This is a genomic window from Mucilaginibacter sp. MD40, from assembly GCF_002288635.1.
In the GTDB taxonomy this organism is placed as follows: Bacteria; Bacteroidota; Bacteroidia; order Sphingobacteriales; family Sphingobacteriaceae; genus Mucilaginibacter.
In genome coordinates this window covers 736,896-762,636 of record NZ_NRSW01000001.1, presented here as the reverse complement: position 1 = coordinate 762,636, position 25,741 = coordinate 736,896, and the positions used below count along the sequence as shown (strand labels likewise).

General features: G+C 44.8%; 19 protein-coding genes and 1 riboswitch. Of the genes, 14 read left to right on the top strand and 5 right to left on the bottom strand.

The genetic code is table 11. From position 1 onward, the window contains the following. Positions 1-54: 54 nt before the first annotated feature. On the bottom strand, positions 55-1,380 hold the full coding sequence (locus tag CKK33_RS03395) for an alpha/beta fold hydrolase (RefSeq protein ID WP_095702760.1): 1,326 nt from the start codon (positions 1,378-1,380) through the stop codon (positions 55-57). A 76-nt stretch (positions 1,381-1,456) separates the two neighbouring features. Next, on the bottom strand, positions 1,457-1,864 hold the full coding sequence (gene ruvX / locus CKK33_RS03390) for a Holliday junction resolvase RuvX (RefSeq protein ID WP_095702759.1): 408 nt from the start codon (positions 1,862-1,864) through the stop codon (positions 1,457-1,459). A 336-nt stretch (positions 1,865-2,200) separates the two neighbouring features. On the opposite strand from ruvX, the gene CKK33_RS03385 reads away from it, so the two are divergent. The 11 genes from CKK33_RS03385 to CKK33_RS03335 all read left to right on the top strand — a co-directional run bounded on the left by CKK33_RS03385 (position 2,201) and on the right by CKK33_RS03335 (position 15,489). Further along, on the top strand, positions 2,201-3,346 hold the full coding sequence (locus CKK33_RS03385; RefSeq protein WP_095702758.1) for a hypothetical protein: 1,146 nt from the start codon (positions 2,201-2,203) through the stop codon (positions 3,344-3,346). Between the two features lie 2 nt (positions 3,347-3,348). Continuing rightward, positions 3,349-4,764, top strand: coding sequence for a regulatory iron-sulfur-containing complex subunit RicT (gene ricT, locus CKK33_RS03380; protein ID WP_095702757.1), 1,416 nt, complete (start codon positions 3,349-3,351; stop codon positions 4,762-4,764). Positions 4,765-4,766: 2 nt separating this feature from the next. Then, the gene (locus CKK33_RS03375; RefSeq protein WP_095702756.1) at positions 4,767-5,252 is read left to right on the top strand and encodes a gliding motility lipoprotein GldH; all 486 of its coding nucleotides are present in this window, start codon (positions 4,767-4,769) and stop codon (positions 5,250-5,252) included. Between the two features lie 95 nt (positions 5,253-5,347). Further along, positions 5,348-6,679 (top strand): sigma-54 dependent transcriptional regulator, encoded by a 1,332-nt coding sequence (locus CKK33_RS03370; RefSeq protein ID WP_095702755.1) that lies wholly within the window; start codon positions 5,348-5,350, stop codon positions 6,677-6,679. A 245-nt stretch (positions 6,680-6,924) separates the two neighbouring features. Further along, positions 6,925-7,002 (top strand): K(+)-transporting ATPase subunit F, encoded by a 78-nt coding sequence (gene kdpF / locus CKK33_RS19870; RefSeq protein WP_095705731.1) that lies wholly within the window; start codon positions 6,925-6,927, stop codon positions 7,000-7,002. 3 nt (positions 7,003-7,005) lie between these two features. Continuing rightward, the gene (gene kdpA, locus CKK33_RS03360; protein ID WP_095702754.1) at positions 7,006-8,724 is read left to right on the top strand and encodes a potassium-transporting ATPase subunit KdpA; all 1,719 of its coding nucleotides are present in this window, start codon (positions 7,006-7,008) and stop codon (positions 8,722-8,724) included. Between the two features lie 38 nt (positions 8,725-8,762). Then, complete coding sequence (gene kdpB / locus CKK33_RS03355; protein WP_095702753.1) at positions 8,763-10,796, top strand: potassium-transporting ATPase subunit KdpB; 2,034 nt, start codon at positions 8,763-8,765, stop codon at positions 10,794-10,796. 24 nt (positions 10,797-10,820) lie between these two features. Continuing rightward, positions 10,821-11,375: a K(+)-transporting ATPase subunit C gene (locus tag CKK33_RS03350; protein WP_198952515.1), complete on the top strand. Its 555-nt coding sequence runs from the start codon at positions 10,821-10,823 to the stop codon at positions 11,373-11,375. A gap of 89 nt (positions 11,376-11,464) precedes the next feature. Further along, positions 11,465-12,547, top strand: coding sequence for a porin (locus CKK33_RS03345; RefSeq protein WP_095702751.1), 1,083 nt, complete (start codon positions 11,465-11,467; stop codon positions 12,545-12,547). A gap of 60 nt (positions 12,548-12,607) precedes the next feature. Beyond that, positions 12,608-13,741: a sensor protein KdpD gene (locus tag CKK33_RS03340; RefSeq protein WP_095702750.1), complete on the top strand. Its 1,134-nt coding sequence runs from the start codon at positions 12,608-12,610 to the stop codon at positions 13,739-13,741. Continuing rightward, a complete protein-coding gene (locus tag CKK33_RS03335; protein ID WP_095702749.1) occupies positions 13,738-15,489 on the top strand; it encodes an ATP-binding protein in 1,752 nt (583 codons plus the stop codon). Before CKK33_RS03340 ends, CKK33_RS03335 begins: the two co-directional genes overlap by 4 nt. Before the next feature lie 60 nt (positions 15,490-15,549). Here CKK33_RS03335 and CKK33_RS03330 read toward each other — a convergent pair whose 3' ends face one another. The 3 genes from CKK33_RS03330 to CKK33_RS03320 form a co-directional block, all read right to left on the bottom strand. Next, positions 15,550-16,989 carry a SusD/RagB family nutrient-binding outer membrane lipoprotein gene (locus tag CKK33_RS03330; RefSeq protein WP_095702748.1) on the bottom strand — a complete coding sequence of 480 codons (1,440 nt, stop codon included), beginning with the start codon at positions 16,987-16,989 and terminating at the stop codon, positions 15,550-15,552. A gap of 4 nt (positions 16,990-16,993) precedes the next feature. Further along, complete coding sequence (locus tag CKK33_RS03325; protein WP_095702747.1) at positions 16,994-20,182, bottom strand: SusC/RagA family TonB-linked outer membrane protein; 3,189 nt, start codon at positions 20,180-20,182, stop codon at positions 16,994-16,996. 256 nt (positions 20,183-20,438) lie between these two features. Then, a complete protein-coding gene (locus CKK33_RS03320; protein ID WP_095702746.1) occupies positions 20,439-21,569 on the bottom strand; it encodes a cysteine desulfurase family protein in 1,131 nt (376 codons plus the stop codon). 74 nt (positions 21,570-21,643) lie between these two features. Then, a riboswitch (SAM riboswitch) is annotated at positions 21,644-21,751 on the bottom strand. Between the two features lie 268 nt (positions 21,752-22,019). Here CKK33_RS03320 and CKK33_RS03315 point away from each other — a divergent pair. From CKK33_RS03315 to CKK33_RS03305, 3 genes are all read left to right on the top strand, one after another. Next, a complete protein-coding gene (locus CKK33_RS03315; RefSeq protein WP_095702745.1) occupies positions 22,020-22,763 on the top strand; it encodes a hypothetical protein in 744 nt (247 codons plus the stop codon). Between the two features lie 100 nt (positions 22,764-22,863). Beyond that, the gene (locus CKK33_RS03310) at positions 22,864-24,033 is read left to right on the top strand and encodes a glycosyltransferase family 87 protein (RefSeq protein ID WP_158223389.1); all 1,170 of its coding nucleotides are present in this window, start codon (positions 22,864-22,866) and stop codon (positions 24,031-24,033) included. A 224-nt stretch (positions 24,034-24,257) separates the two neighbouring features. Then, positions 24,258-25,673, top strand: a complete 1,416-nt coding sequence (locus tag CKK33_RS03305; RefSeq protein WP_369803587.1) for a circularly permuted type 2 ATP-grasp protein — start codon at positions 24,258-24,260, stop codon at positions 25,671-25,673. The last annotated feature ends 68 nt before the right edge of the window (positions 25,674-25,741 follow it).

The following is a 25,741-nucleotide window of genomic DNA, read 5'->3' as shown; positions in this document are numbered from 1 at the left end:
TAAGGAATTTATTTTTAATGGATTTTAGGCGTCCAAACGCGTCATTGAGGTACTTTACTTCATGAACGCTATTACGGTCTCTGTAAAAACTTTGGGAATTTCAAACGGTGCATAATGCGATGCGCCTTTAAATATTATAAGTTTGCTTTTGGGTATGTTTTGAGCAATAGCACGGGTATGTTTTTCCAGGATAAGATCGTGTTCGCCAGCCATTACCAACACCGGCGATTTGATTTTGTGAATTTCATCAAAGGTTAAATGCGGTTCTTGTAATAATAACGTGCTTAGGCGTAGTTTAAATTGCGATGCTTTATCGGTTTTAGTTTTGTAATACGCAATTCTTTGCTTAACCTCGTTAAGTACAGTATCGGGCAAGGCATCAGTTGTCGGGAAAAGGTTTGCACCCATTATGGCAAGCTTATTTACATACTGCGGATATTTTACAGCCATAATTAACCCGGTATTACCGCCATCGCTCCACCCTAAAATATTTGTCCTTTTTATATGTAATGAATCCATTAGTTGCCTCATGTCTTCAGCAAAAAGGTCATAGGTAAGCGGCCCGGCAGATTCATCTGTACTTTTACCGTGCCCGCGGGTATCAACTGCTATTACTTTAAACTTCTTAGCAAGATCCTTTATCTGGAAGTTATAGGCGTATATCTCGTGTCCATTGCCATGTAATAATAGCAGCGGTTCACCCTGTCCATAAGTTTCATAATAAAGTGTGGCGTCCTTCAGTTTAACTTTGCCCGATGCCTTAGTGTTATAACCGTAAGCTATCGCATTAGGGTCGTAGTCAGGATTAAGTTTTGCCGTTGATATATCCTGTCCGTCAATCAAGATCTGAGCATCATCAACCCAGAGTTTACCGGGTCCGTTTAAAACCGCAGATACATACATAGTTTGTGCATCAATAGGGATGTTAACCTTCAAGGTATATTCAGCCCAATCCCTGGTTCCCTTAATGTTTTGGCCAAAAAGATTTTTATATTCAGATACGCGTGGTATGGCATTGTCTATCCTAACGGTAAGCATAGCATACCCGGTAACATTAGACATTTTCATCCAGGCCTTAAATTCAATTGTTTTACCAAGAAACTTTGCCGGTATTTTTTGAGAAATACTTCCGAAAGAACGGGTGGTGCCCGGTTTAACTTGTTCTATAAATGCAGCGCTCTTCCCACTGTGCCTTTCATCGCCAACAGATTTTACCGTGTAGTTTTCTGTTGGAAAGAGGTCTATCCATTTATCAGGTAATTCTTTACCCTCAGTGTTATTTTCAAAGCCAAAATTATAAGTAATATCCGTTGCCTGCGATTGGGCAAATAGGGGTACGGATATTATTAGCAGATATGCCAAGGCGATAAGGTTTTTCATCGTTATAAACAGCTTACACCAAAGCTATTTATTTAAAAACCGCTTTCACAGGAACTTAACAAATTTTAACAGATGATCAGATCTTTTCCATCCAGCTTTGCAGCAGTATCACTGCCGATACCGTATCCACTAGCTCCTTGTTTTGCCTTGCTTTTTTATTCATGCCGCTTTGGGCTATGGCCGCAGAGGCCATTTTTGAAGTAAACCGCTCATCCAGCATTTCAACGGGTATCTCCGGAAAGTTCTTTTTCAGCAGGTTCACAAAACCCTTTACATGTATGGCCGATTGGGAAGGCGTATTATCCATTTGCTTGGGCTCGCCTACAATAAAGCGCTCCACGGCTTCGGTTTGTAAATACTTTTTCAGGTAATCAATAATATGCATAGGGTGTACGGTATCCAGCCCGGTCGCGATGATCTGCATAGGGTCCGTTACGGCAATGCCGATACGCTTGGTGCCATAATCGAAAGCCATAACTCTCATTGGATTTTAGATTTTAGATGTACGATTTTGGATTGAAGCATGCAGATGATATTAGATTTTAGATGTACGATTTTGAATTGAAGCATGCAGATGATATTAGATTTTAGATGTACGATTTTAGATTGAAGCATGCAGATGATATTAGATTTCAGATGTGCGATTTTAGATTGAAGCCAGGCTATGCTATGAATAGCTGCAAAGGTCGGATTATTTGCCTTAGTGCCCGGGATTAAAATCTAATATCTAAAATCGTACATCTAAAACCAATTGAGCGTTCAGTGTTAAATCTAATATCTAAAATCGTACATCTAAAATCAATTCGTTATTTTGCACCAAATGCAGTTTAAAGAGATCATAGGGCAGCAGGAGGTTAAGCAAAGGCTTATTAATTCGGTAATTGAGAACAGGGTAAGCCATGCGCAACTGTTTTTAGGCTCGGAGGGTTCGGGGGCTTTGGCCTTGGCTGTGGCCTATGCGCAATATGTTTCATGTGAGGACAAGCAGCCAGGTGATTCTTGCGGAGTTTGTGCATCGTGCCGCAAATACCAGAAACTGATGCACCCCGACCTGCACTTTTCCTATCCATTTTTTGCCAAGCATAAAGACGATAACGCGCTTACTTTTATTGAGCAGTGGCGCGAGGCTTTTACCGCCAACCCATATTTAAGTCTGGACATCTGGCGGAACTACCTGGATGCCGAAAATAAACAAGCCAATATCAACATTGCCGAGTGCCACCAGATCATCAAAAAACTCAGCTTTAAACCGTTCGAGTCTGCTTACAAGATATTGATACTATGGTTGCCCGAATATCTGGACAAAGAGGGTAACGCTCTGCTTAAGGTAATTGAAGAGCCACAGCCCAATACTTTGTTTTTACTGGTAGCGCAAAACCAGGATCAAATACTGAATACCATTCTTTCGCGTACACAACTGGTAAAGATCCCTTGTTTAGATTACGAGGATATAAAAACAGAGATGCTTACGCGCCACCACCAAACCGAAACCGCGGCAGCGGAAATTGCCTACCTGGCCAATGGTAACATGACAGAGGCATTAGCCATGCTGCAGCAGGATAGCAAAAACTACCACGAGCTATTTGTGCAGTGGCTAAGACTATGCGTAGGTAACAAAGGCCTCGAGGTAATGAATTTTGTGGAACAGGTGGCCAAGATGGGGCGCGAAAACCAGAAAAATTTCGTTCGGTATGGTATCAGCTTTTTACGCGAATGCTGCCTGCTAAGGGCTGGCGTGGGCCGGATAGTAAAGTTGCCGGCAAATGAACTCGAAACCGCCAAAAAAATGGCAGAGGTAATCAGCTTTGCGATGGCGGAAGCGGTGATAAGTGAGCTGGAAAAGGCCCATTATCACATAGAGCGGAATGCAAACCCTAAAATCTTGTTTTTAGACGTATCTTTGCAGATTATAAAAATATTACATTTGAAAATTGTCCCTGAGGGGAATCACTATATACCGAACTAATTATGGGATGCGGAAGTTGCTCATCCGGCGGATGTACGCCGGCAGGGTGCAAAAGTAACGGCTCATGCCTTACAAACGGTTGCGCCAAACTTGATGTACACGACTGGCTGTCGCATATGGACATGCCAACAAATTATAAGCCTTTTTCGATAGTTGAAGTAAAATTTAAGGGTTCGAGAAAGGAGTTTTACCACAATAACGATAATATTTACCTGGAAGCAGGCGACCTGGTGGCTGTGGAAACCAACACTGGCGGCTACGATATAGGCCATGTTTCTATAACAGGCGAACTGGTACGCATGCAAATGCATAAGCGCCATGTAAAAGAGGCAGATGTGGTGAAGAAGATCTATCGCCGTGCTACGCCTGCCGATGTGGATAAATGGAAGGCTGCTAAAGACCTTGAGTGGGAAACCATGCATAAATCGCGCACGCTGGCGTTAAACCTCAACTTATCCATGAAGATAAGCGACGTGGATTATCAGGGCGATAAAACCAAGGCGACATTTTATTATACCGCCGAAGGCCGTGTGGATTTCAGAGAACTGATCAAAAAAATGGCTGAGGCGTTCCGCATCCGTATCGAGATGCGCCAAATAGGTATGCGCCAGGAGGCGAGCCGTCTGGGTGGTATTGGCTCATGCGGGCGTGAGCTTTGCTGCAGCACCTGGCTTACCGATTTTAAAACGGTGTCAACAGCTGCTGCGCGTTATCAAAACCTTTCTTTAAATACACTTAAGCTTGCGGGGCAGTGCGGTAAGTTAAAATGCTGCCTTAACTACGAGCTGGATACCTATATGGACGCGCTGAAATATATTCCGGATAATGTGAATGTATTAAAGACCGAAAAGGGTGATGCGCGCCTGCAAAAAACAGACATTTTTAAACGGGTAATGTGGTTTAGCTACCCCGGAGAAGAATCATGGGTGCCTTTGCCTATTAAGCGTGTGAAAGAGATACAGCAGATGAACCGCGAAGGTGTGTTGGTTGAAAGCCTGGGCGAAATTGTGGAAGTGGAATCGAAACCGGTAAAGGTGCTTGACTATGAGAACGTAGTTGGGCAGGATAGCCTTACCCGGTTGGACGAGCAGCGCAAAAATAAAAACAAGCAAAAAAACAAGAATAAAAACCGACCTGGGGGCGAACAGCAGGCACAACGTAATGATGGCAATAACCGCCAGCAGCAAAAGCCTAACCGGCCTGATGGTAAGCCGGGCGATAATCCTAATAAGCAACCGGGCAACAGGCCACAGGCTAAACCACAGCCGCAAGCCGAGCGCGCCGAAGGGGCACAGGATGGACAGCTTAAGGCAGAGGGAGGTAACAATAATCGCAATCGTAACAGGCGCAATAACCGTAACCGCAATAGAGGCGATCAGCAGCAGAGAAACGACAATAACCCAAGCCGGCCGGAATAACCATGAAACGCTTTAAACAATCGTTTTTCATATTGGCATGCGTAATGGGGCTTATGCTGCAGGGCTGTACCGACGCATCGCGGGTTATGGATGATAGTACCGCCATTGCCAATCATAACTGGGCTTACGTTAACCGTGTTAAATATGATGCGGATATCACAGATAATAACATACCATACAACCTTTATTTTAATTTAAGGGTTACCGGCAGCTATCGTTATTCAAACATGTTTATACTGGTGAGGATGACCTCGCCCGGTAAGCGTACCCTGGTTACACGGTACGAACTGAAATTAGCTAACCCCGACGGGGAGTGGCTGGGCAGTGGCAGCGGTAATATGTACAGTTATCAAATACCTTTCCGTAAAGGGTTTAAGTTTCCGGCAAGTGGAAAATGGCATTTCGAGCTGGAGCAGAACATGCGCGATAACCCATTGCACGAAGTTACAGATGTGGGCCTAAGGGTTGAAAAAGCAGGGCAGCAATAGTTTTGTAGCTACACAGACAACCCTTTCGCATCCCCTCATTATTTGAACGCTTGAGAATGCAGCAAAAAAATCCATAGTATTGCATTTTATTTCTCATGCCGCAATCTATACTCATCATAGACGACGAAACCAAGCTGAATGATCTGCTGTCGCGGATCATCAGGCTTGAGGGTTTTATTGTTTTGCAGGCATTTACAGGAAAAGAAGGCCTTAAGCTGTTACAGCAGGAAGACGTTTTATTGGTATTGAGCGATGTTAAGCTACCCGATGTTAACGGCGTTGATCTGGTGAAAACCATCAAAGAGAAAAAACCCTACGTTGAGGTAATTAATCTTACGGCTTACGGTACCATTGCCGATGGGGTGCGCTCCATACAAAACGGCGCGTTTAATTACATCACCAAAGGTGATGACAACGACAAGATCATCCCGCTGGTAAACCAGGCCATGGATAAGGCTATACAGCAGCAACGTATTTTTGAACAACAGCGCAAGGTAACCGGTAAATTCAGCTTCGCTAATATAATAGGCAACTCAAAACTGATACAGGATGCCGTATCTCTCGCCCGCAAAGTAGCGGTTACAGATACTACGGTACTGCTATTGGGCGAAACTGGTACCGGTAAAGAGGTTTTTGCCTCGGCCATCCATCACGAGAGCGAACGCCGCCAAATGCCATTTGTAGCCATCAATTGCAGCAGTTTTTCAGCCGAGTTATTAGAAAGCGAATTATTCGGTTATAAGGCCGGGGCTTTTACTGGTGCCGTTAAAGACAAAAAGGGCTTGCTGGAAGAAGCCAAACACGGTACTGTTTTTTTGGATGAGATCGGTGAAATGAACCTGGACCTGCAGGCTAAGCTGCTGCGTGTATTAGAAAGTAAAACCTTTATTAAGGTAGGCGATACGCAAACCACCAAAGTTAATATCCGCATTATTGCCGCGACCAACCGCGACCTGAAAAAAGAAGCCGAAGCGGGCCGCTTCCGTCTTGATTTGTACTACCGCCTGTCGGTATTCACCATATCGTTACCATCATTAAACGAACGGCCTAACGATATAGAGCTACTGTCCAACTATTATCTTAAAGAGTTTTTTGCGCAACACGGAAAACTTTTACCTAAAATGGATGCAGGTTTTCTGACCATGCTTAACCGCCACCAGTGGAAGGGAAATATACGAGAACTTAAAAATGTTATGGAACGTGTAGCCATCCTGGCTGATGGGGGTATACTCACCCCGGATCTTTTGCCGCCTGAGTTTAACTATGAAACCGATGATGCCAACGCGGTTGATCTGGCCAGCGTGGAGCGGCAGCACATCAAACGTATACTGGACCGCACCAACGGCAATAAAACCGAAACTGCCCGGCTTTTGGGCATCGGCCTTACTACCCTTTATCGTAAAATAGACGAGTATAAGATCAACTGATCTTTTTCATAATGATAACAGGACCCTTCCATTTTGGAAGGGTTTTTTTGTTTAATCAATTTCTGTAATATTTTAAATATCTGAATAACAGTGAATTAAATATATTTCAGGTATTTGGCATTTCGCTTGACCATCACGTGAAAAACAAATAGAAATGCTTATAACCATTTTATTACTGGCGCTTGTGATTTGCTGCTGGTTATTTTTTAAATCCATCGACTGGTTCGAGAAAATCTGAAGATATCATGATCGCATTATTCATTATTTCCATTGCAGTGTTTGCATACATGGTGTATGTCCTGCTTAAACCCGAAAAATTTTAACACATGAACCCCGAACTATCTGGAATTTTAGTTTCGTTCGCTATAACGCTGCTCATAGGCATCCCGCTGGGTAAATACCTGGCCAAAATGTTCGCTGGCGAAAAAGTATGGACGGATTTTATGAAGCCGATCGAAAACGGCATATATAAATTATCAGGCATCAGCCCTAACCAGCCAATGGACTGGAAACAGTTCTTAAAAGCCATGATGGTGATCAATTCGCTATGGTTGGTATACGGCTTCTTCGTATTAATGTACCAGGATAAATTGCCCCTTAACCCCGACGGCAACCCCGGCATGACACCCGACCTGGCTTTTAATACCATTATCAGCTTTGTTGCCAACTGTAACCTGCAGCATTACAGCGGCGAAACAGGTGCTACCTATCTGATACAGCACTTTATATTCATGTTTCTGCAGTTTACCAGCGCTGCTACCGGTATAGCCTGCGCGGTTGCGGTATTTAAAGCCCTGCGCGATAAAACCACTGCTGATGTAGGTAACTTTTGGGTATACTTTGTAAAGTCTATCACCCGGTTGTTATTGCCGTTATCTGTTGTTGTGGCCCTTATCCTTACCTTTAACGGCACACCTGCAAGTTATGCCGGCAAGGATAAATTTATCTCGCTGCAAGGCGATACCGTTAATGTATCGCGCGGCCCAGCCGCCCAGTTTATCGCTATAAAGCATTTGGGCACTAATGGCGGCGGCTGGTTTGGCGCCAACTCTGCCCACCCTTTGGAAAATCCTAACTATGTAACCAATATTACCGAGGTGGTTGCGCAAATGATTGTGCCTATGGCCATGATCCTGGCGTTTGGCTACTTCATCCGCCGTAAAAAACTGGGCTGGGTAATTTTTGGTGTTATGGCGGTGGGTATGTTCATGCTCATGATACCAACCATCAGCAGTGAGCTTGGTGGTAACCCTGCCATAGCTAAAATGGGCGTTAGCCAGGCAACAGGTGCTATGGAGGGCAAAGAGGTGCGAATAGGCCCAATGGCTACCGCTTACTGGAGTACGTTGACCACTATTGTATCAACCGGTTCCGTAAATGGTATGCATGATAGTACCATGCCGCTAACAGGCTTATGGCAATTGCTCGGCATGATGATCAACTCCTTTTTTGGCGGTTGCGGTGTAGGTATACTTAACTACCTCATATACCTCATCATCGCGGTATTTATATCAGGCCTTATGGTTGGGCGTACGCCTGAGTTTATGGGCCATAAAGTGGAGGCGCGTGAAGTAAAGATCGCCGCGCTCATCACCCTGCTAAGCCCTTTCCTGATACTTGCCGGAACAGCTATTTCCAGCTATGTGTTCAATAATTATGGCAGCGCGAACTGGGCAGTTAAACCATCATCCTGGTTAAATAACCCCGGCTATCACGGTTTTTCTGAAATGCTGTATGAGAACACCTCGGCTAATGCCAATAACGGGTCGGGCTTTGAAGGCCTTGGCGATAACAATATTTTCTGGAATGTGATCACCGGTCTGGAGATCCTCATTGGAAGGTTCCTGCCTATCATTGGCCCTGTTGCCATTGCAGGTTTACTGGCCAAAAAGAAATTCGTGCCCGAATCTGCAGGTACGTTAAAAATAGATACGGTAACCTTCGGTATCATGACGTTTGCTGTTATCATGGTGCTCAACGCATTGTCATACTTCCCCGCTTTGGCCCTGGGCCCGATAGCCGAATATTTTTCAATGCTTAAATAATAGTACAGGCTCTGTAACGAGAGATAAAGAATAAAGAAATGAGCAATAGATCAAATAAATTATTTGAACCCGCTTTAGTGCAAACCGCGCTTAAGGAGTCGTTCATCAAACTGAACCCTAAAACCATGATGCGCAACCCCGTGATGTTCACGGTGGAGATTGGTACCGCGGTAATGTTATATGTTACGGTATACAGTTTTACGCATGCCGGCCAGGGTTCATTCGCTTATAACTGCTGGATATTCGCTATCCTGCTGTTAACCTTATTGTTTGCCAACTTTGCCGAGGCAATAGCCGAAGCGAGAGGCAAGGCCCAGGCCGATAGCTTGCGCAAAACCAGGGAAGATACCCCTGCTAATGTAGTGCTGGAAGATGGCTCAATAGTAACCCGCTCATCAAACCAGTTGCTGAAGGGCGATGTGTTTATCTGCGAAACCGGCGACACTATCCCTACCGACGGCGAGATCATTGAAGGTTTGGCTACCATTGATGAGTCGGCTATTACCGGCGAGTCAGCCCCGGTTATCCGCGAGGCTGGCGGCGATAAATCATCTGTTACCGGCGGTACAAAAGTACTGTCAGACCGTATCAAGGTAGTGGTAACTACCCAACCGGGTGAAAGCTTCCTGGATAAGATGATCGCTTTGGTTGAAGGAGCTGCCCGCCAGAAAACCCCTAACGAGATAGCCCTTACCATATTATTGGCAAGTTTTACGCTGGTGTTTATCATTGTATGCGTAACGCTGAAGCCGTTTGCTGATTATGCCAACACCCCTATTACTATAGCCGCGCTTATATCCCTGTTTGTATGTTTAATACCCACCACCATCGGTGGCTTGCTATCGGCCATTGGTATTGCCGGTATGGACAGGGCCCTGCGTGCCAACGTGATCACCAAATCGGGCAAGGCGGTTGAAACCGCGGGCGATATCGACGTATTACTGCTGGACAAGACAGGTACCATTACCATCGGTAACCGTAAGGCAACCCGGTTTTACCCTGCCGAAGGCGTAAGCGAAGACGAATTGGTAAAAGCCTGCGTGCTGGCTTCACTTGCGGATGAAACCCCTGAAGGGAAATCGATCATCGAGCTGGCACAGCAAGGTAATACCCGTATCTCTTCAACCGCTCCGGATGGTTCAGAGTTTATTAAGTTCACTGCCGAAACCCGTGCCAGCGGTATCAATACGCCCGATGGCAAACGCATCCGTAAAGGCGCGTTTGATGCTATCCGCAACCTTACCATTAATGCCGGTAACCAGTTTGATACCGCGATAGAAGATAGGGTAAAGGCTATATCGTCAAATGGCGGTACCCCATTAGTAGTATCTCAAAACGAAAAGGTGATAGGCGTAATAGAATTACAGGATATTATTAAACCCGGCATAGCTGAACGTTTTGAACGCCTGCGCAAAATGGGTATCAAAACGGTAATGGTAACCGGTGATAACCCGCTTACCGCCAAGTTTATTGCCGATAAAGCAGGTGTGGACGACTTTATTGCCGAAGCACGCCCGGAAGATAAAATGAAATACATAAAACATGAGCAGGCTGCGGGTAAACTGGTTGCCATGATGGGCGATGGTACCAACGATGCCCCTGCACTTGCCCAGGCTGATGTAGGCGTTGCCATGAATAGCGGTACACAAGCTGCAAAAGAAGCCGGTAACATGGTTGACCTGGATAACGACCCAACCAAACTCATAGAGATTGTTGAAATTGGTAAGCAGTTGCTCATTACACGTGGTACGCTTACCACCTTTTCCATCGCTAATGACGTGGCTAAGTATTTCGCTATTGTTCCGGCGCTGTTTATCGCTTCTATACCGGCTTTGCAATCTATCAATATCATGCACCTGCACAGCCCCGAGAGCGCTATCCTGTCAGCAGTGATATTCAACGCCATTATTATCCCAATGCTGATACCGCTGGCATTAAAGGGTGTGGAATATAAACCTATAGGTGCCAGCGCGCTGCTGCGCCGCAACCTGCTTATTTATGGTATAGGTGGCGTAATTGCACCGTTCATTGGTATAAAATTAATTGACCTTTTAATAGCCTACTTTATATAAGCTGCTAAATATTAACAAGTAAAAATCATGAAAACGCTCATACAATCTATCAGGTTAACCATAGTATTAACCGTATTGTTATGCATCATATATCCCGTTGTAATTTCCTTTGCAGGTAAATTCTCTAAAGGAAAAGGTAATGGGGAAACCATTACCCTTAATGGTAAGATAGTTGGCTATGCCAATGAAGGGCAAAAGTTTGATAAACCGCAGTACTTCTGGAGCCGCCCGTCGGCTGTGGGTTATAACGCGGCCGGTTCAGCGGGCTCTAATAAAGGCCCAAGCAACCCGGATTACCTGAAAGAGGTAAACAGCCGTATAGATACCTTGCTGAAATACCACCCTTATCTTAAACGCTCGGATATCCCTGCTGATATGGTAACCGCTTCAGGCAGTGGCCTTGATCCGGATATTTCTCCGGCAGGCGCTCAGATACAGGTAAAACGCGTAGCGCAATTTCGCAAGCTTGATGAGCAGAAGGTTGCCGTGCTGGTAAAGGAACATACCGAAAAACCGCTTTTTGGCCCCGAAAAAGTGAATGTGTTGAAATTGAATGTGGCTTTAGACGAACTTAAATAATACGAGTGCCGGCCGGTATTTACTATCCGATAGTGAATGTAATTTATGCCCATGCTTTATTACCGGCCGGCACCTGTTAGATACTCAAAATGAAAAAACTTTTAATCATATATCTCCTTATCCTTTGCGGTAAACCATTATTCGCTCAGGATAGCCTTAAAAATAGCGGCAATTTAACCATCAGCGGCTATGCCGAATTGTATTACGGGTTTGATTTTAACCGCCCTGCTAACAACACCCGTCCGTCTTTTGTGTATTCGCATAACCGCCATAATGAGGTTAACCTTAACCTGGGCTTTATAAAAGCCAATTATGATAACGGGAATATAAGGGCAAACCTGGCGCTAATGGCAGGTACTTACGCTAACGCCAATCTGGCATCAGAACAGGGTGTATTCAAGAACGTTTTTGAGGCCAACGCGGGTGTCAAGCTATCCAAAAGCGCCAACCTTTGGTTTGATGCCGGTATCTTCGCCTCACATATAGGCTTTGAAAGCGCTATTTCAAAAGATTGCTGGGTACTTACCCGTAATATCGCCTCAGAAAATACACCTTATTATGAAACAGGCGCCAAGCTTACTTACACCACCGATGACGGTAAGCTCACTTTAAGCGGCCTGTACCTGAACGGCTGGCAGCGCATTAACCGGCAGGATGGCAACAGCAAGCCCGCCGGCGGTTTACAGGTGGCTTATAAACTGATTGATAATATTACGTTAAACTACAGTAATTATATTGGCGCCGAAGGGCCCGACTCGGTGCAGGTGCGCCGTGTATACCATAACTTTTATGGCATATTCCAATTAACTGATAAATTTGGCTTAACCGCCGGGTTTGATTACGGTGTACAGCAAAAGGCGAAGGGAAGCAGCGATTATAACCACATTATATCGCCGGTAGCCATAGCCCGTTATCAGCTTGCGGAAAAGTGGGCAATGGCCGGCAGGTTTGAGTACTACCAGGATAAAAACGGTGTGTTTATTGCCACCGGTACGCCTCACGGCTTTGATACTAAAGGGTATTCGCTGAACGTGGATTACGCCCCGATTAAGAACGCGCTGATACGCCTGGAAGGAAAAGTTTACGATAGTAAAGACAAGATATTTCAAAAACAGACAGGTTTCACCAACAACAGTCCGTTGGTTACCGCGAGTTTTGCTGTTTCTTTTTAATTTAATTGATCCGGGCGGTGAACAAACTTCCCGGATCTTACAGTTTAAAAAATAAAAGATATGCCCGAAGACGCAAGTAGTGGTAATTCTGTAAAAGATTTTATCGACCTGGTAAAACGCTCGCGCCGTGGTAAGCTTAAAATTTATATAGGCATGAGCGCCGGGGTGGGTAAAAGCTACCGTATGCTACAGGAAGCGCATGCGCTGATGCGTAACGGCATTGGTATACAGATAGGGTATATTGAAACGCATAACCGGGCGGAAACACATGCTTTACTAGCAGGCTTACCCGTTATCCCAAGGCGCCATATCTTTTATAAGGGCAAGGAATTAGAAGAAATGGACCTGCAAGCTATTCTTAACCGCCACCCCGAGGTGGTAATTGTGGATGAACTTGCCCACAGCAATATTGAAGGGAGCAAGAATGCCAAGCGCTGGCAGGATGTGGTAGATATACTGGAAGCCGGTATCAGCGTGATCACCGCCGTAAACATCCAGCACCTGGAAAGCCTAAACGAAGAGATAGAAGAAATAACCGGTATCAGCATAACAGAAAGAATACCCGATAAAATTTTGCAGATGGCAGATGAGGTGGTGAATATCGACTTGACTGCCGACGAGCTTATTGACCGGCTAAAGGAAGGCAAGATATATGAGAAAGCAAAAATAGAGCGGGCCCTGCAAAACTTTTTCCAGAACGATAAGATATTACAACTGCGCGAGATAGCGCTGAAAGAAGTGGCCCATCACCTGGAGCGTAAGATTGATATTGAGGTACCCAAGCAAATTAAGCTGCGGCCCGAGCGTTTCCTGGCCTGCATATCATCCAATGCGGAAACGGCCAAGATCGTGATACGAAAAACGGCCAGGCTGGCGTCCTACTACCGTTCGCCCTGGATTGTGTTGTATGTGCAAAGCAGTGACGAAAGCATGGAGCGCATCAAACTCGATAAACAACGCCACTTAATTAATAATTTTAAACTGGCCACAGAGCTTGGTGCCGAGGTGATAAAGCTGAAAAGCGATAAGATCACCCAAACCATTATGCAGGTGGCCGACGAGCGCGAAATAACTACTATTTGTATTGGTAAGCCGCATTTGAGCCTCTTCCAGGTTATTTTGCGGACAACCGTATTTAACGAATTGCTTAAAAATATAGCGGCGAAACAAACAGATTTAGTGATATTATCATGAAAGTAAAAAATAAACTGCGCATAGGCTTCGGCTTTTTATTTATAGTGGTGCTGTTTTTTGGCGCTACCTGCGTGCTGTATATGAACCGTATAGCCAACAGCGCCAAAATAATCCTGAAAGATAACTACGAGAGCCTGAGTTACTGCCGGGATATGCGTAGCATATTGGATGAGAATACCCTGCCGCTCAACTCCGGCGCTATGGAGGCGTTTAACGCGCAACTAACCAAAGAAGAAAAAAACATCACCGAGCGTGGTGAGGCCCAGGCGGTAGCCGCTTTAAAGAACACTTTTGACCAAATGCAGGGAAAACATACGGCTGAGGAAGAACAGGACCTGGAACGGCAGATACGGCGCCACCTGCTAAGTATTGAGAAGCTGAACATGCAGGCCATTGTACATAAGAATGATGCTGCCCGTAAAGCGGTAGACAGATCATTGGTGTTGCTGGGTTTGGTTGGCGCGTTCACCTTTTTGGTGTTGTTTAGTTTCAGTGTTAATTTCCCCGGCATTATTTTTAACCCGCTTAAAGCTTTACTTACAGGAATACGTACCATTGGCCCCAGAAATTATAACCAGCATATTGAGTTTACGCAGAGCGATGAATTTGCCGAGGTAGCCAACGCCTTTAATGAAATGGCCGACAGGCTAAATGAGTGGGAGAACAGCAATATCTCCAAGATCATGTCTGACAAGCTACGCATTGAAACTATTATTGAGCAAATGCACGATGCTATTGTGGGTGTTAACGAGAAGCAGGAAATACTATTCATTAACACTACGGCTAAAAATGTGCTTAATCTGGGTAACAGCAAGGTTGAAGGCTGTTTGGTTGAAGATGTAGCTAAAAATAACGATCTGTTTAAATCCATCATTCACGATAGCCGTACCGGTAAACCTTTTAAGATAGTGATAGATGGTAAAGACTCCTTCTTTGAGTTAGAAAGCAGGGAGATCAATGTGCCTAATTTATCGCCGGGACAAACGCAAGCTATTAGTATCGCTAAAAAATCGGCAGGTAAGGTATATATCCTGCGCAATATTACCGAGTTTAAAGAGCGTGATGAGGCCAAAACCAACTTTATTGCCACCATATCGCATGAGTTGAAAACGCCTATTTCATCTATAAAGATGAGCCTTAAACTTATGAAAGATAAGCGTGTAGGCGAAATGAACGCGGAGCAGCAGCAACTGTTGGAACACATTAATGATGACAGCGATCGTCTGCTAAAGATCACCAGCGAGTTACTGGAGCTCTCGCAGGTAGAAACCGGTAACATACAACTTAATTTTGTGCCTGTTGAGCCGCAAAAGATCGTTGATTATGCTATAGCTGCGGTGAATTTCCAGGCCGAACAAAAAGGGGTAAAGCTGGAATTGGTTAAAGACGAAAAATTACCCGGTGTTAATGCCGATGTGGAAAAAACTGCCTGGGTGCTGGTAAACTTCTTGTCGAACGCCTTACGTTACAGCGCCGAAAAATCAAAAGTTACTATCAGTATCTTAAATAAAGGCAACAGTGTGGAGTTTTTGGTAAAAGATACGGGTAAAGGTATTGACGAGCAATACCAGAAACGCCTGTTTGACCGCTACTTCCAGGTGCCTACAGACGGGCAGAACAAATCGGGATCGGGCCTGGGCCTGGCTATCTCTAAAGATTTTATTGAGGCCCAGAACGGCCGCATATGGGTAAAAAGCGCCATTGGCGAAGGCAGTACCTTTGGCTTTAGCCTGCCTGCGGGAGTTTAGCATATGGACGTGATGTATGATAACAACAATGGCCGCAATTAGCGGCCATTGTTGTTTGGTTTAATTAACATCAAACCAGAGTTTGGTGGTTAACACATCGGGCCCCTGGCTGGCTACTGCCGCTTGGTAATTAGTCCCGTTGAGTGATTGTTCTGTACCGGGGTATATGAACCGTTGTGGCAGCTTGCCGCCAAGCGTACCGGCAACCGCGGGCTGCAATTGCGGATAATCCAGCCGGCGCCACTCCGCGAAAGCTTCCAGACCTTGACCAAACAAGGCCAGCCATTTTTGGTTGCCTATCGCTTTTTTATAGTTACCGGCATCGTATTGTACCGCGGCCTGGGCCAGGTAGGTGTTAATATCGTTATCGGCAATACCATATTGTTTAAGAGACGCCGTAATGGCCTGCTTATACAGGTCGGCAGCATTATCAGTAGTAAAACCGCGTGCGGCGGCCTCGGCCCTGTCAAACAATAATTCCGAATAGCTTAGTATTACCGCGGGCGCTGTTGGCGCCAGGAAATAGGTGCCCGGTTTAGAGGTTTTGGTAAAACCGAGGTTGCTGGCATCGCCCACTAATAGCCCATTCGGAATACCCACATAGGTTTGCGCGGTGGCATCCTTTGTTTTGCTGGCATATACCGGTAAACGCGGATCGTTGAGGGCGAATAGGCGGTCAACAATGGTTTTGCTGATGCGGTAATCGTCACGCGTATCAAATAGGTTGCTTATGGGGTTCTGGTTAGGCGATGCTACGTAGTTTAACTGCGCTGTTTCGCTATTCGCCGAGATGTAACCGCTGCCATTGGCCAGTATATCGGCTATTGCCTGTTTGGCTTTATCCGCGTCGCGGTCGGCTATGCGCAGCGCAATACGCAGACGTAAAGAGTTGGCAAATTTTTTCCATGACGCTATATTGCCGTTGTATATCACATCGCCTGCTATAGCCGGCCCCGATGTATTTAACAGGCCCTGTGCCGTTTTAAGATCATCCAACAGGGCATTGTACACATCTTTCTGTTTATCATAAGCTGGAGTAAGGTACTGCTTAATACTAACCGCCTGGCTGTAAGGAATATCTCCATAAGCATCGGTTAGCAGTTGAAAAACCCACGAACGCAATACTAACGCCACGCCTTTATAATTAGGATTAGCCTGCGCATCAGCCAGTTTAATGATCTGGTTAAGGTTTACAATGCTGCGACTATAGCCTACGGTCCATAACTCCTGGAAAGCGGTATTAGCGTAGATATACCTGTCCGGATCGGTATATTGTATTTTAGCCCAGTATTGCACAAAAAGCAGGCTGGCATCCATATTATTAGCTGTCCCCCAATAGGTATCGGCCGTGTTTTTAATGGCACCTGTCAACAGATAATCCGGCTGAGCCGTTTGCGATGCGTTAGGGTTTTGGTTAATGTCTACAAGGTCTTTCTTGCATGATGCCGTGCCAAGTAACGCGGTTAAAAGTATAATTGAAGATATATATCTTGATTTCATGATGTTAAAATTTAAGGTTAACGTTAAAGCCTATGTTACGCACCGTTGGTAAGGTAAGGTCTTCAAGGCCCTGGCCGTTGCCGGTGTTAAAGGCGGTTTCAGGGTCAATATTGGGCACTTTTTTATGAATGATCCACAGGTTGCGGCCAACTACTGATACGGTAGCCGATTGCAGACCTATGCCTTTCACCCAGCTTGCAGGGAAGGTGTAACCCAGCTTAACTTCGCGCAGTTTTACGTAAGAAGCGCTGTATACAAAAGCTTCATCTACATTGGTAAAGCCTTTGTAATAAGATTGGGCAGGTATTACTTTGGTGTTAGGTGTGCCATCAGCTTTTACGCCTTTCCAAACCATGCCATCGTCATACACGGTTTCGCCATTAGGCGCGCTGGCACCTGTAGCCACCTGTACAGCGGAGGCGGAAGTGTTGTTCGCCGGATAGTAATAAGACAGGCCACCGTTCTCGGCACCACGGCCCGGCAATGTAGAAGCAAGTACCCCTGTGTAAGTACCGGTTCGGTTGGTATTAGAATAAATAGAGCCACCAAAACGAGCGTCAACCAATACACTCAGGTTTATGCCTTTGTAGTTAAAGCTGTTGGTTATACCGCCTAAAAAGTCGGGTGTAAATTTACCGAGGTATTGTTTAGCAGGGTTAATTACCGGTACGCCGCTATTATCAATAATAATGTTTCCTGATGCGTCTCGCTGATAGGCTGTGCCAAACAGGGTGCCGTAGGGTTTGCCTACCGCCGCTAACACCTGCACGGTGCGGTTGGTGCCAAGCACATAACTCTGCAGCCGGCCTTCTGCATCAAGCGATACAACTTTGCTACGGTTAAGTGAGTAATTGACACTTACATCCCAGCTAAAATTGGTGGTTTTTACAGGTGTTACACTCAGTTGTGCTTCCAGTCCCTTATTGTTGATACGGCCTCCGTTGATCAATTTTTGGGTATAGCCTGTGCTTGAGCTCACATCAACACTCAAGATCTGGTTAGTACTGTTGGTGTTATAAACGCTTACATCAAGGCACACACGGTCTTTAAAAAACCCGGCCTCAAAGCCTGCCTCGCCGGATGTGGTTGTTTCAGGCTTAAGGTTGGGGTTAAGGTCAATATTGGCGGCACTTTGTTGTGGGTTTCCGTTAAAAGGAGCTGTAAAATTATAAGTGTTAATCAACTGGTAAGGTGTGGTAGCCTTTCCTACTTTTGACCACCCTCCTCTGAGTTTTAAATAACTCAGCGCATCGCTTTTGATATCCAGGGCCTGTGATAGCACAAGACTACCGTTAACAGAAGGATAAAAATAGGATAGATTTGCTGCAGGCAGCGTAGATGACCAGTCGTTACGGCCTGTAACGTTTAAAAAGGCATAATCACGAAACCCGATCTGGGCCGAGGCGAAGTAGCTGTAGGTTTTTAATTTACCATAATAGTTGGATGATACCAGCGGATCGCGGGAATTGCTGAGCGTATATAACCCGGCAACCGCCAACTTTGGCGCTATCTGGTCGTTCTGCTCATTGGTAACCGTGCTGATGTTCCCACCCACAAAGGCATCAAGAGAAAAGTCCTTGTTGAGTTTTTTGGTGTATTGCAGGCGGCCTTCTGTGTTGGTTTCGTTTACGTAGTAAGCATCTTCTTCATATGAACCGAAAGGTGTGCCACTGGTGCCGTAAGCAACCTTGATTTTTCGGCGGTCGTTATAGAAATCGGTACCGGTACGTAAGTTTGCCGAGAGCCCTTTTATGATCTTGTAATTTAGTTCAACACTACCAATAAGGCGGTTTTTAAACTGACTAACCGTATTTTCGTAAGCGATAAAATAAGGGTTGCTGTAATAACTATTGTTCCAGTTAAAGGTGCTTCCGTCGGCATTCCTGTAGTTTTTTAACTGGTTAATGTCAACCTGCCGGCCAAACCAGGTAAACTGCAGCATGGTGCTGGTTGCCCTTCGGCCATAGGCGCCGGGCAGGTTGCCCGCGTCGTCCTTAATATAATTGGCAATGGTAGTAACCGTTAGCTTTGGCGTTGGCCTAAAGGTGGCATTCAATAGAAATGAGTTACGGCCCAGCGAAGAATTAGGCACCACACCAGTTTGGTGTAGGTTGTTGTAAGATATGCGGTAGTCAAACTTTTCAGAGCTGCCTGCCAGTGCTACCCCATTGTTAAGCGTAACCCCGGTGCGGAAAAAATCACGTACGTTGTTAGGATGGGCCACAAACGGCACCGCCTGCCCATTGGAATAGAATTGCGGGATAAGGCGACCATCAAGGCGCGGCCCCCAGCTTTCATCAACCCCGTCATTTATACCTCCGCCCTTGCCATCAACATAGCTGAACCTGCCGTTTGAGCCTTGTCCGTATGAGTTTTGATAATCAGGGAACACCTTTAGTGTTGCAAAAGAAGTGTTGGAGTTGATGGTAATGCCCAATCCTTTCGCGCCCTTGCCGGTTTTGGTTTTAATAAGAATTACACCTGCAGCAGCACGGTAACCATATAATGCAGCCGCGTTCGGCCCCTTGAGCACGCTTATAGATTCAATATCTTCAGTATTCAGATCAGATATGGCATTCTGAAAGTCCCTTGAACCATTTGTTCCCAGGAACTGTGAGTTGTCTACAATAACGCCATCTACCACAAAAAGTGGCTGGTTATTACCGGATATCGACGTTTCTCCACGTATAACAATTCGCGAAGACCCCATATCGCCCTGGCTGTTGGTAACCTGTACACCTGCAATTTTACCTGCCAGCGCGTTCACCAGGTTGGTTTCCTTAGCCTCTGATATGTCTTTTGATTTAAGGCCCTGTACAGAATAGCCCAATGATTTTTTATCCTTATTGATGTTGAGCGCCGTAACTACCACTTCATTAAGCGAGTTGGGAGCTTCTACAAACACGATCTTTAAAGGAGCCTGCGTTTCTGAAACCGTAATACGCTGTGTAACGAAGCCCAGGTAGGATATTTGTAATACGTCGTTCACTTTAGCGGTGAGCGTAAAGCGCCCCTGTACATCTGTTTGGGTGCCGGTGTTGCCGCCTTGTACGGCAACGCTTACACCTGGTAATGGCTGCCCGTCAGACTGGGCGGTTACCGTACCGCTTACTTTAATGCCTTGTGCATTTGCTGTTTGAAAAAATAATACCGGCAACCATATTGCCAGCAAAAACTTGTAAATTTTTAACATGATATTCTTTTTTGGAAATAATACCCTGGCCGGTAATAAGTAGCCAGGCGACTTATTACCGGATGCAGATGAATAAATAAATTGTCAATTGGCCGCTTATGGGCAGATTACGCGCGGAAACAGCAACAACACTGGCCATAAGTGAAGTTGCGCGGATCGATAGAATAGCGATTTAAAGAAGCTGTAGTAAATGTGGTTTTCATGATTTAAATAAGTACATATTGCGATTTGGCTTTTTAAGCGTTTGATTTTGCCTTTAGGCAGCTACCGGTTGTAAAATGCCGGTTAACGAGGCAACCACCTGATCAATTTCCTGCGGCGTGTTAAACCGACTGAATGAAAAGCGAATGGTATGTTTACCCGGAGCGGTTTTTAGCGCGCTAAGCACATGCGAAGTAGCCCCGGCCGAGCAGGCGCTACCGCCTGATACGGCTATTCCAAGGTCGTCTAAACATCGTAGCAGATCAGTGCCGGCATCAGGTAGGGAAACACTTAATACGGTGTATAAACTTTTATCGACATTAGAACATCGCCCGTTAAAAGTAATATGAGGTACATGGTTTAACAGACCGTTAATCAATTGGCTCTTTAAACCCTGTATGTACGCCTGGTGGTTATCTAAATGTTCATAAGCCAGTTCAAGTGCTTTAGTGAGGCCTACAATGCCGGCAATATTTTCCGTTCCTGCGCGCAACCGGGCTTCCTGGCCACCGCCTTTTAGCAATTGCCTTAGCGGGGCACCCCTGCGGCAGTACAAAAAGCCAACACCCTTTGGGCCATGAAATTTATGTGCCGATGCTGCCAGGTAGTGTATTTTTACCCGTTGCAGGTTATGGGTATAGTGGCCCATTGTCTGCACTGTATCGGTGTGGAAGATAGCGTTATAACGTTCGCATAGGGCGGCAATTTTTTCTATATCGTTAAGGTTACCTATCTCATTATTGGCGTGCATAACCGATACAAAACTTCTTTCACTTGATTCGAGTAATTGCTCCAGGTGATGCAGGTTTAGGCTGCCAAGATGATCGTGTTCTATATAGTTCAGCGTAATTTTTCCTTCTTTTTGCAGATGTTGCAAGGTATGCAGTACGGCATGGTGCTCAAAACGGGTAGTAATTACGTTTTGTATCCCGGCGCCCTCTACCGCCGATAGAATAGCCGTATTGTCAGCCTCGGTGCCGCCCGATGTAAAAATGATCTCATCCGGATGTGCATTTAACAAACCTGCAATGGTTTGCCTGCAATGTTCTAATGTAGCTTTTACCTCTCTGCCAAAAGCATGCTGAGATGAAGCATTACCGAAATGCTGCAGGTAAAAAGGAGTCATTGCTTCAAATACTTCTTTAGCTAATGGTGTTGTGGCCGCGTTATCCAGGTAAATTTTCATACTGTTAATTTTTTTGTCTTTATTAACTTACCAGATAGCGAGGCAATGAGTTAACAGTAGTTGGATACTGTTTATGCTTATCTTTCTCCATATAACAGGAGCAGGAATTAGCACCTTTTACATTTGATGTACAGGTTGCTAAGACGTCTTAGGGCCATTCCCTCGGTCTTTCTGGATAAGTTTAAAGAACGTTACGGGTGCAAATATATAAAATATTATATAATGTCTATAGTTTTTGTAGATTAATTTAAATTTTCTTTTTCCCATTGTTTGGGGTACATTTCTGTAACCCAATAGCGGTTACTGCAATAGTTTATTACTTAAACTACCTCCGGGAGAATTTTAGGCTTTTACGTGCACATTAAATTTTTATTAAAATCAAAAATTGAAGCAACCTTTATTCTACCTTTAAACGTAATACGGTTATAATTAAACCCCGAATAATAACTCATGAAAAAATCTTTCCTTAACCTGGGTGCTGCAGCTTTAATATGCACCGCATTATTAACCTCTTGCTCAAAAGAGAAAAATGCAACAGCTACTGCACAAGCCGAAATGGGCTTCCAGTTAACCGCTGATAACCAACAAGCTACTGTTGCTACCAATGCTGTTGCAAATGGTATAGAAGTAAATGCCGTTATCGGTACTACTGCCAGCATTAAATGGTCATCAGTAATTGCCAATGTTAACCGTTTTAAACTAGAAGCAAAACGCAACGGCAAGGTAACCGAGGTAACCACAAAAAATGTATCTAACCTGGATCTGCTTAATTTAAGCTCATCACCAATAGTTGCCATGGTTGATACAGGCCACTACCGCGAGATTGAGTTAAGTATTTTATTGACTAAATCATCAGGTACCGATATTCCGCTTACAGCAAAAGGTACTTTCACCACAACTGGCGGAGCCGCTGTACCTATCGAGTTTGACTACAATGACAACGCCATTATCAAAACAGAAGTAAAAGACGTAACTGTTGACGCAACTACAGGTGTAACATCTAAAATAAACCTGCATTTAAACAGATTATTAATGGGTATTCCAGCAGGCTTGCTTGATCAGGCTACACGTACAAACGGTACAATTATTATCAGCGGCACCAGCAACGCCAATATTTATAACCGTGTAATTGCTAATGTTATATTGGCTTTTGAAGCTCATGAGTTTGAGCATCACAATAAAGGCAACAAATAATAAATTGGCTGTAAGATACAAGGCCATCCCATAAACGGATGGCCTTTTTTATTTCATGCTATCCGGTTTAAGTATTTTTTGCTTTATTTTATCTCCTGATATGGATGCACGCATTTCTGCTAAAAAATTCTGGGGTTTAACCGGCTACCAATGGACTTGCATCCTCTACATTGCTGTGGCTATCTTTTGCTGGCAGCTCAAGTATTTCAGGCATATTGATAATAACTACATCATATTCCGTACTTCGTTCTACCACTTTCGCGATCATTTAAATTTGTACCTGCTATACCCGGCAGAGTATTATGATGTGTACATCTATGGCCCATTATTTACGGTTTTTATAGCGCCACTATCGCTCATGCCCGAATGGCTGGGTTTTTTATTGTGGGAGGTAGGTAATGCCGCGGCTTTTTTATGGGCCATCCATTTGCTGCCATTTTCTAATAAAACCAAAACCATTATCCTGCTATTATGCGCCATTGAGTTTGCCAACTCCAGCCATTATATGCAGTTTAACCCCATTATAGCGGCAATAGTTATCCTTAGCTTTGTAATGGTAAAGCGGCAAAAAGAACAATACGCAACGCTTTTTACCATAGCAGGTACGCTGATGAAGATATACCCTGTAGTGGGGCTGGCCTTTTTCTTCTTTTCAAAAAATAAGGCGAAATATATATTGTGGTCGGTAATATGGTTGGTGGTACTGATTTGCTTGCCGGCGATTATATCCGGGCCGGGCTTTCTTATACAAACTTATAAAGATTGGTTCGCCGCTTTAACGTCTAAAAACCTTACCAACCAAAGCCTCACTACCGGGTTCGACTGGTGTGTAATGGGCATGGTAAGGCGGTTTTTCCAGGATAGTACGATACCGAACTGGCCATTTTTATTAATGGGTGCCCTAAGTGTTGCGGGCGCTTTGCTGCGGGTGAAGCAATACCCTTACTTAAAATTCCAATTGCAGTTGATGTGTTCATTACTCATGATGATCGTACTTTTTAGCACCGCATCCGAGCATCCCACTTTTATTATCGCTACTGCGGGTGCGGTTATCTACATCATGATGCAGCCAAAGCCGTTTACAGCGTTTAACATCGTAATGCTTGTTCTGCTGCTGCTAGTTACCGGCCTCGGCCCGTCAGACGCGTTCCCTAAACCAGCCCGTATCTGGATGCAGAACTACGCCATAAAAGCTTATGCCCCGGCTATCATATGGTTCAAGCTGGCGTGGGAATTATTATTTGCTGATTTCTCTAAAGATCAGTATTAACTAAAGCTAATTCCCGGGAAATTCAGGGATAAATACACATTGGTATTGGTTTTGCATGCTATTTCTAAAAATAATCCTAATGTTTTAAGTGTGTTATTGTAATTTCTACAAAAAAACAACCTTAATATTGAAATTATTTGTAACTTGAGGGTGTTAAGCCGGTATTTAAAATCATTTTGTAACATTATAGCATGCAGGATACTCAGTTTTTTGAAAAATATGGCTTGATCAATGGCGTATGGGACGAAATGTATAACAAGGACCATGTAGTTCGCGACCATTATCATAAGGTAATTGAGTATCTCTCCAAAGAATCCGCTGATGATCTCCATAAAAAGGAAGAATTAGCTAAGCGCCTGTTTATGACACAGGGCATTACCTTTACTGTATATAATAGCGGGGAGGGAATCGAAAAGATCTTCCCTTTTGATATTATACCGCGTATCATTACCTCATCCGAGTGGGAGTTTATTGAAAAGGGGATAAAGCAGCGCCTTACTGCCCTTAACCTTTTCCTGAAAGATATTTACCACAACCAGTTTATTATAAAGGATGGGGTGGTGCCTATAGATATTGTATATTCTTGCCCGCATTTTCTTAGAGAGATGTACCAGTTAAATGTACCATATGATGTGTATGTGCATATAGCCGGTATCGACCTTATTCGTGACCATGACGGTACATTTTATGTGCTGGAAGATAATCTCCGTACCCCTTCGGGAGTAAGCTATATGCTGGAGAACCGGGAGATCACCAAGCGTTTATTCCCCGACCTGATACCACATTGCGGCGTACGCAGCGTAACAGAATATCCGTCCATCTTGTATAAGAACCTGCAGGCTTTGTCGCCACGGCAGGTGAGCAATCCAACTATTGTGTTGTTAAGTCCGGGTATATATAATTCGGCTTATTTTGAGCATACCACACTTGCCCGTTTAATGGGTGTGGAGCTGGTGGAGGGGCGCGACCTGGTGGTAAATAACCACCGCGTTTACATGAAAACCACTACAGGCCTGCAACAGGTTGATGTGATATACCGCAGGGTTGACGACGACTTTTTGGATCCTCTAATGTTTAACCCCAACAGCGTGTTGGGCGTGGCAGGCCTCATGGGTGCTTATCGCAAAGGAAACGTAGCCATAGTAAACGCGTTGGGTAATGGTGTGGCCGATGATAAAGCCACTTACATTTATGTGCCCGATATGATACGCTATTATCTTAACGAGGAGCCGTTGTTAAAGAATGTACCTACGCATCGCCTGTCTAACCCAGATGAGCGTGAATATGTATTTGCCAACATCAACAAAATGGTTGTTAAAAAAACCAACGAAAGTGGTGGTTACGGTATGTTGATGGGGCATGCGGCCAGCGACGAGGAGATAGAGAAATACAAGCTGGAGATCATGAAAGATCCACGCAATTTTATCGCCCAGCCTACTATTAGTTTGTCGGCCGCGCCTTGTTATATCAATGGGGTGTTACAGCCAAGGCGTATTGACTTGCGCCCATACGCGCTTTGCGGCCCAGATGGTATTGAAATTGTTCCCGGCGGCTTAACCCGCGTGGCCTTAACAGAAGGCTCGCTGGTAGTGAACAGCTCGCAAGGCGGCGGTAGCAAGGATACATGGGTGCTGGCCTGAGTTAGAAATATCGAACATTGAATTTCGAACCATGAATGTAGAATGAAATCAAAATAAATTTCATCATT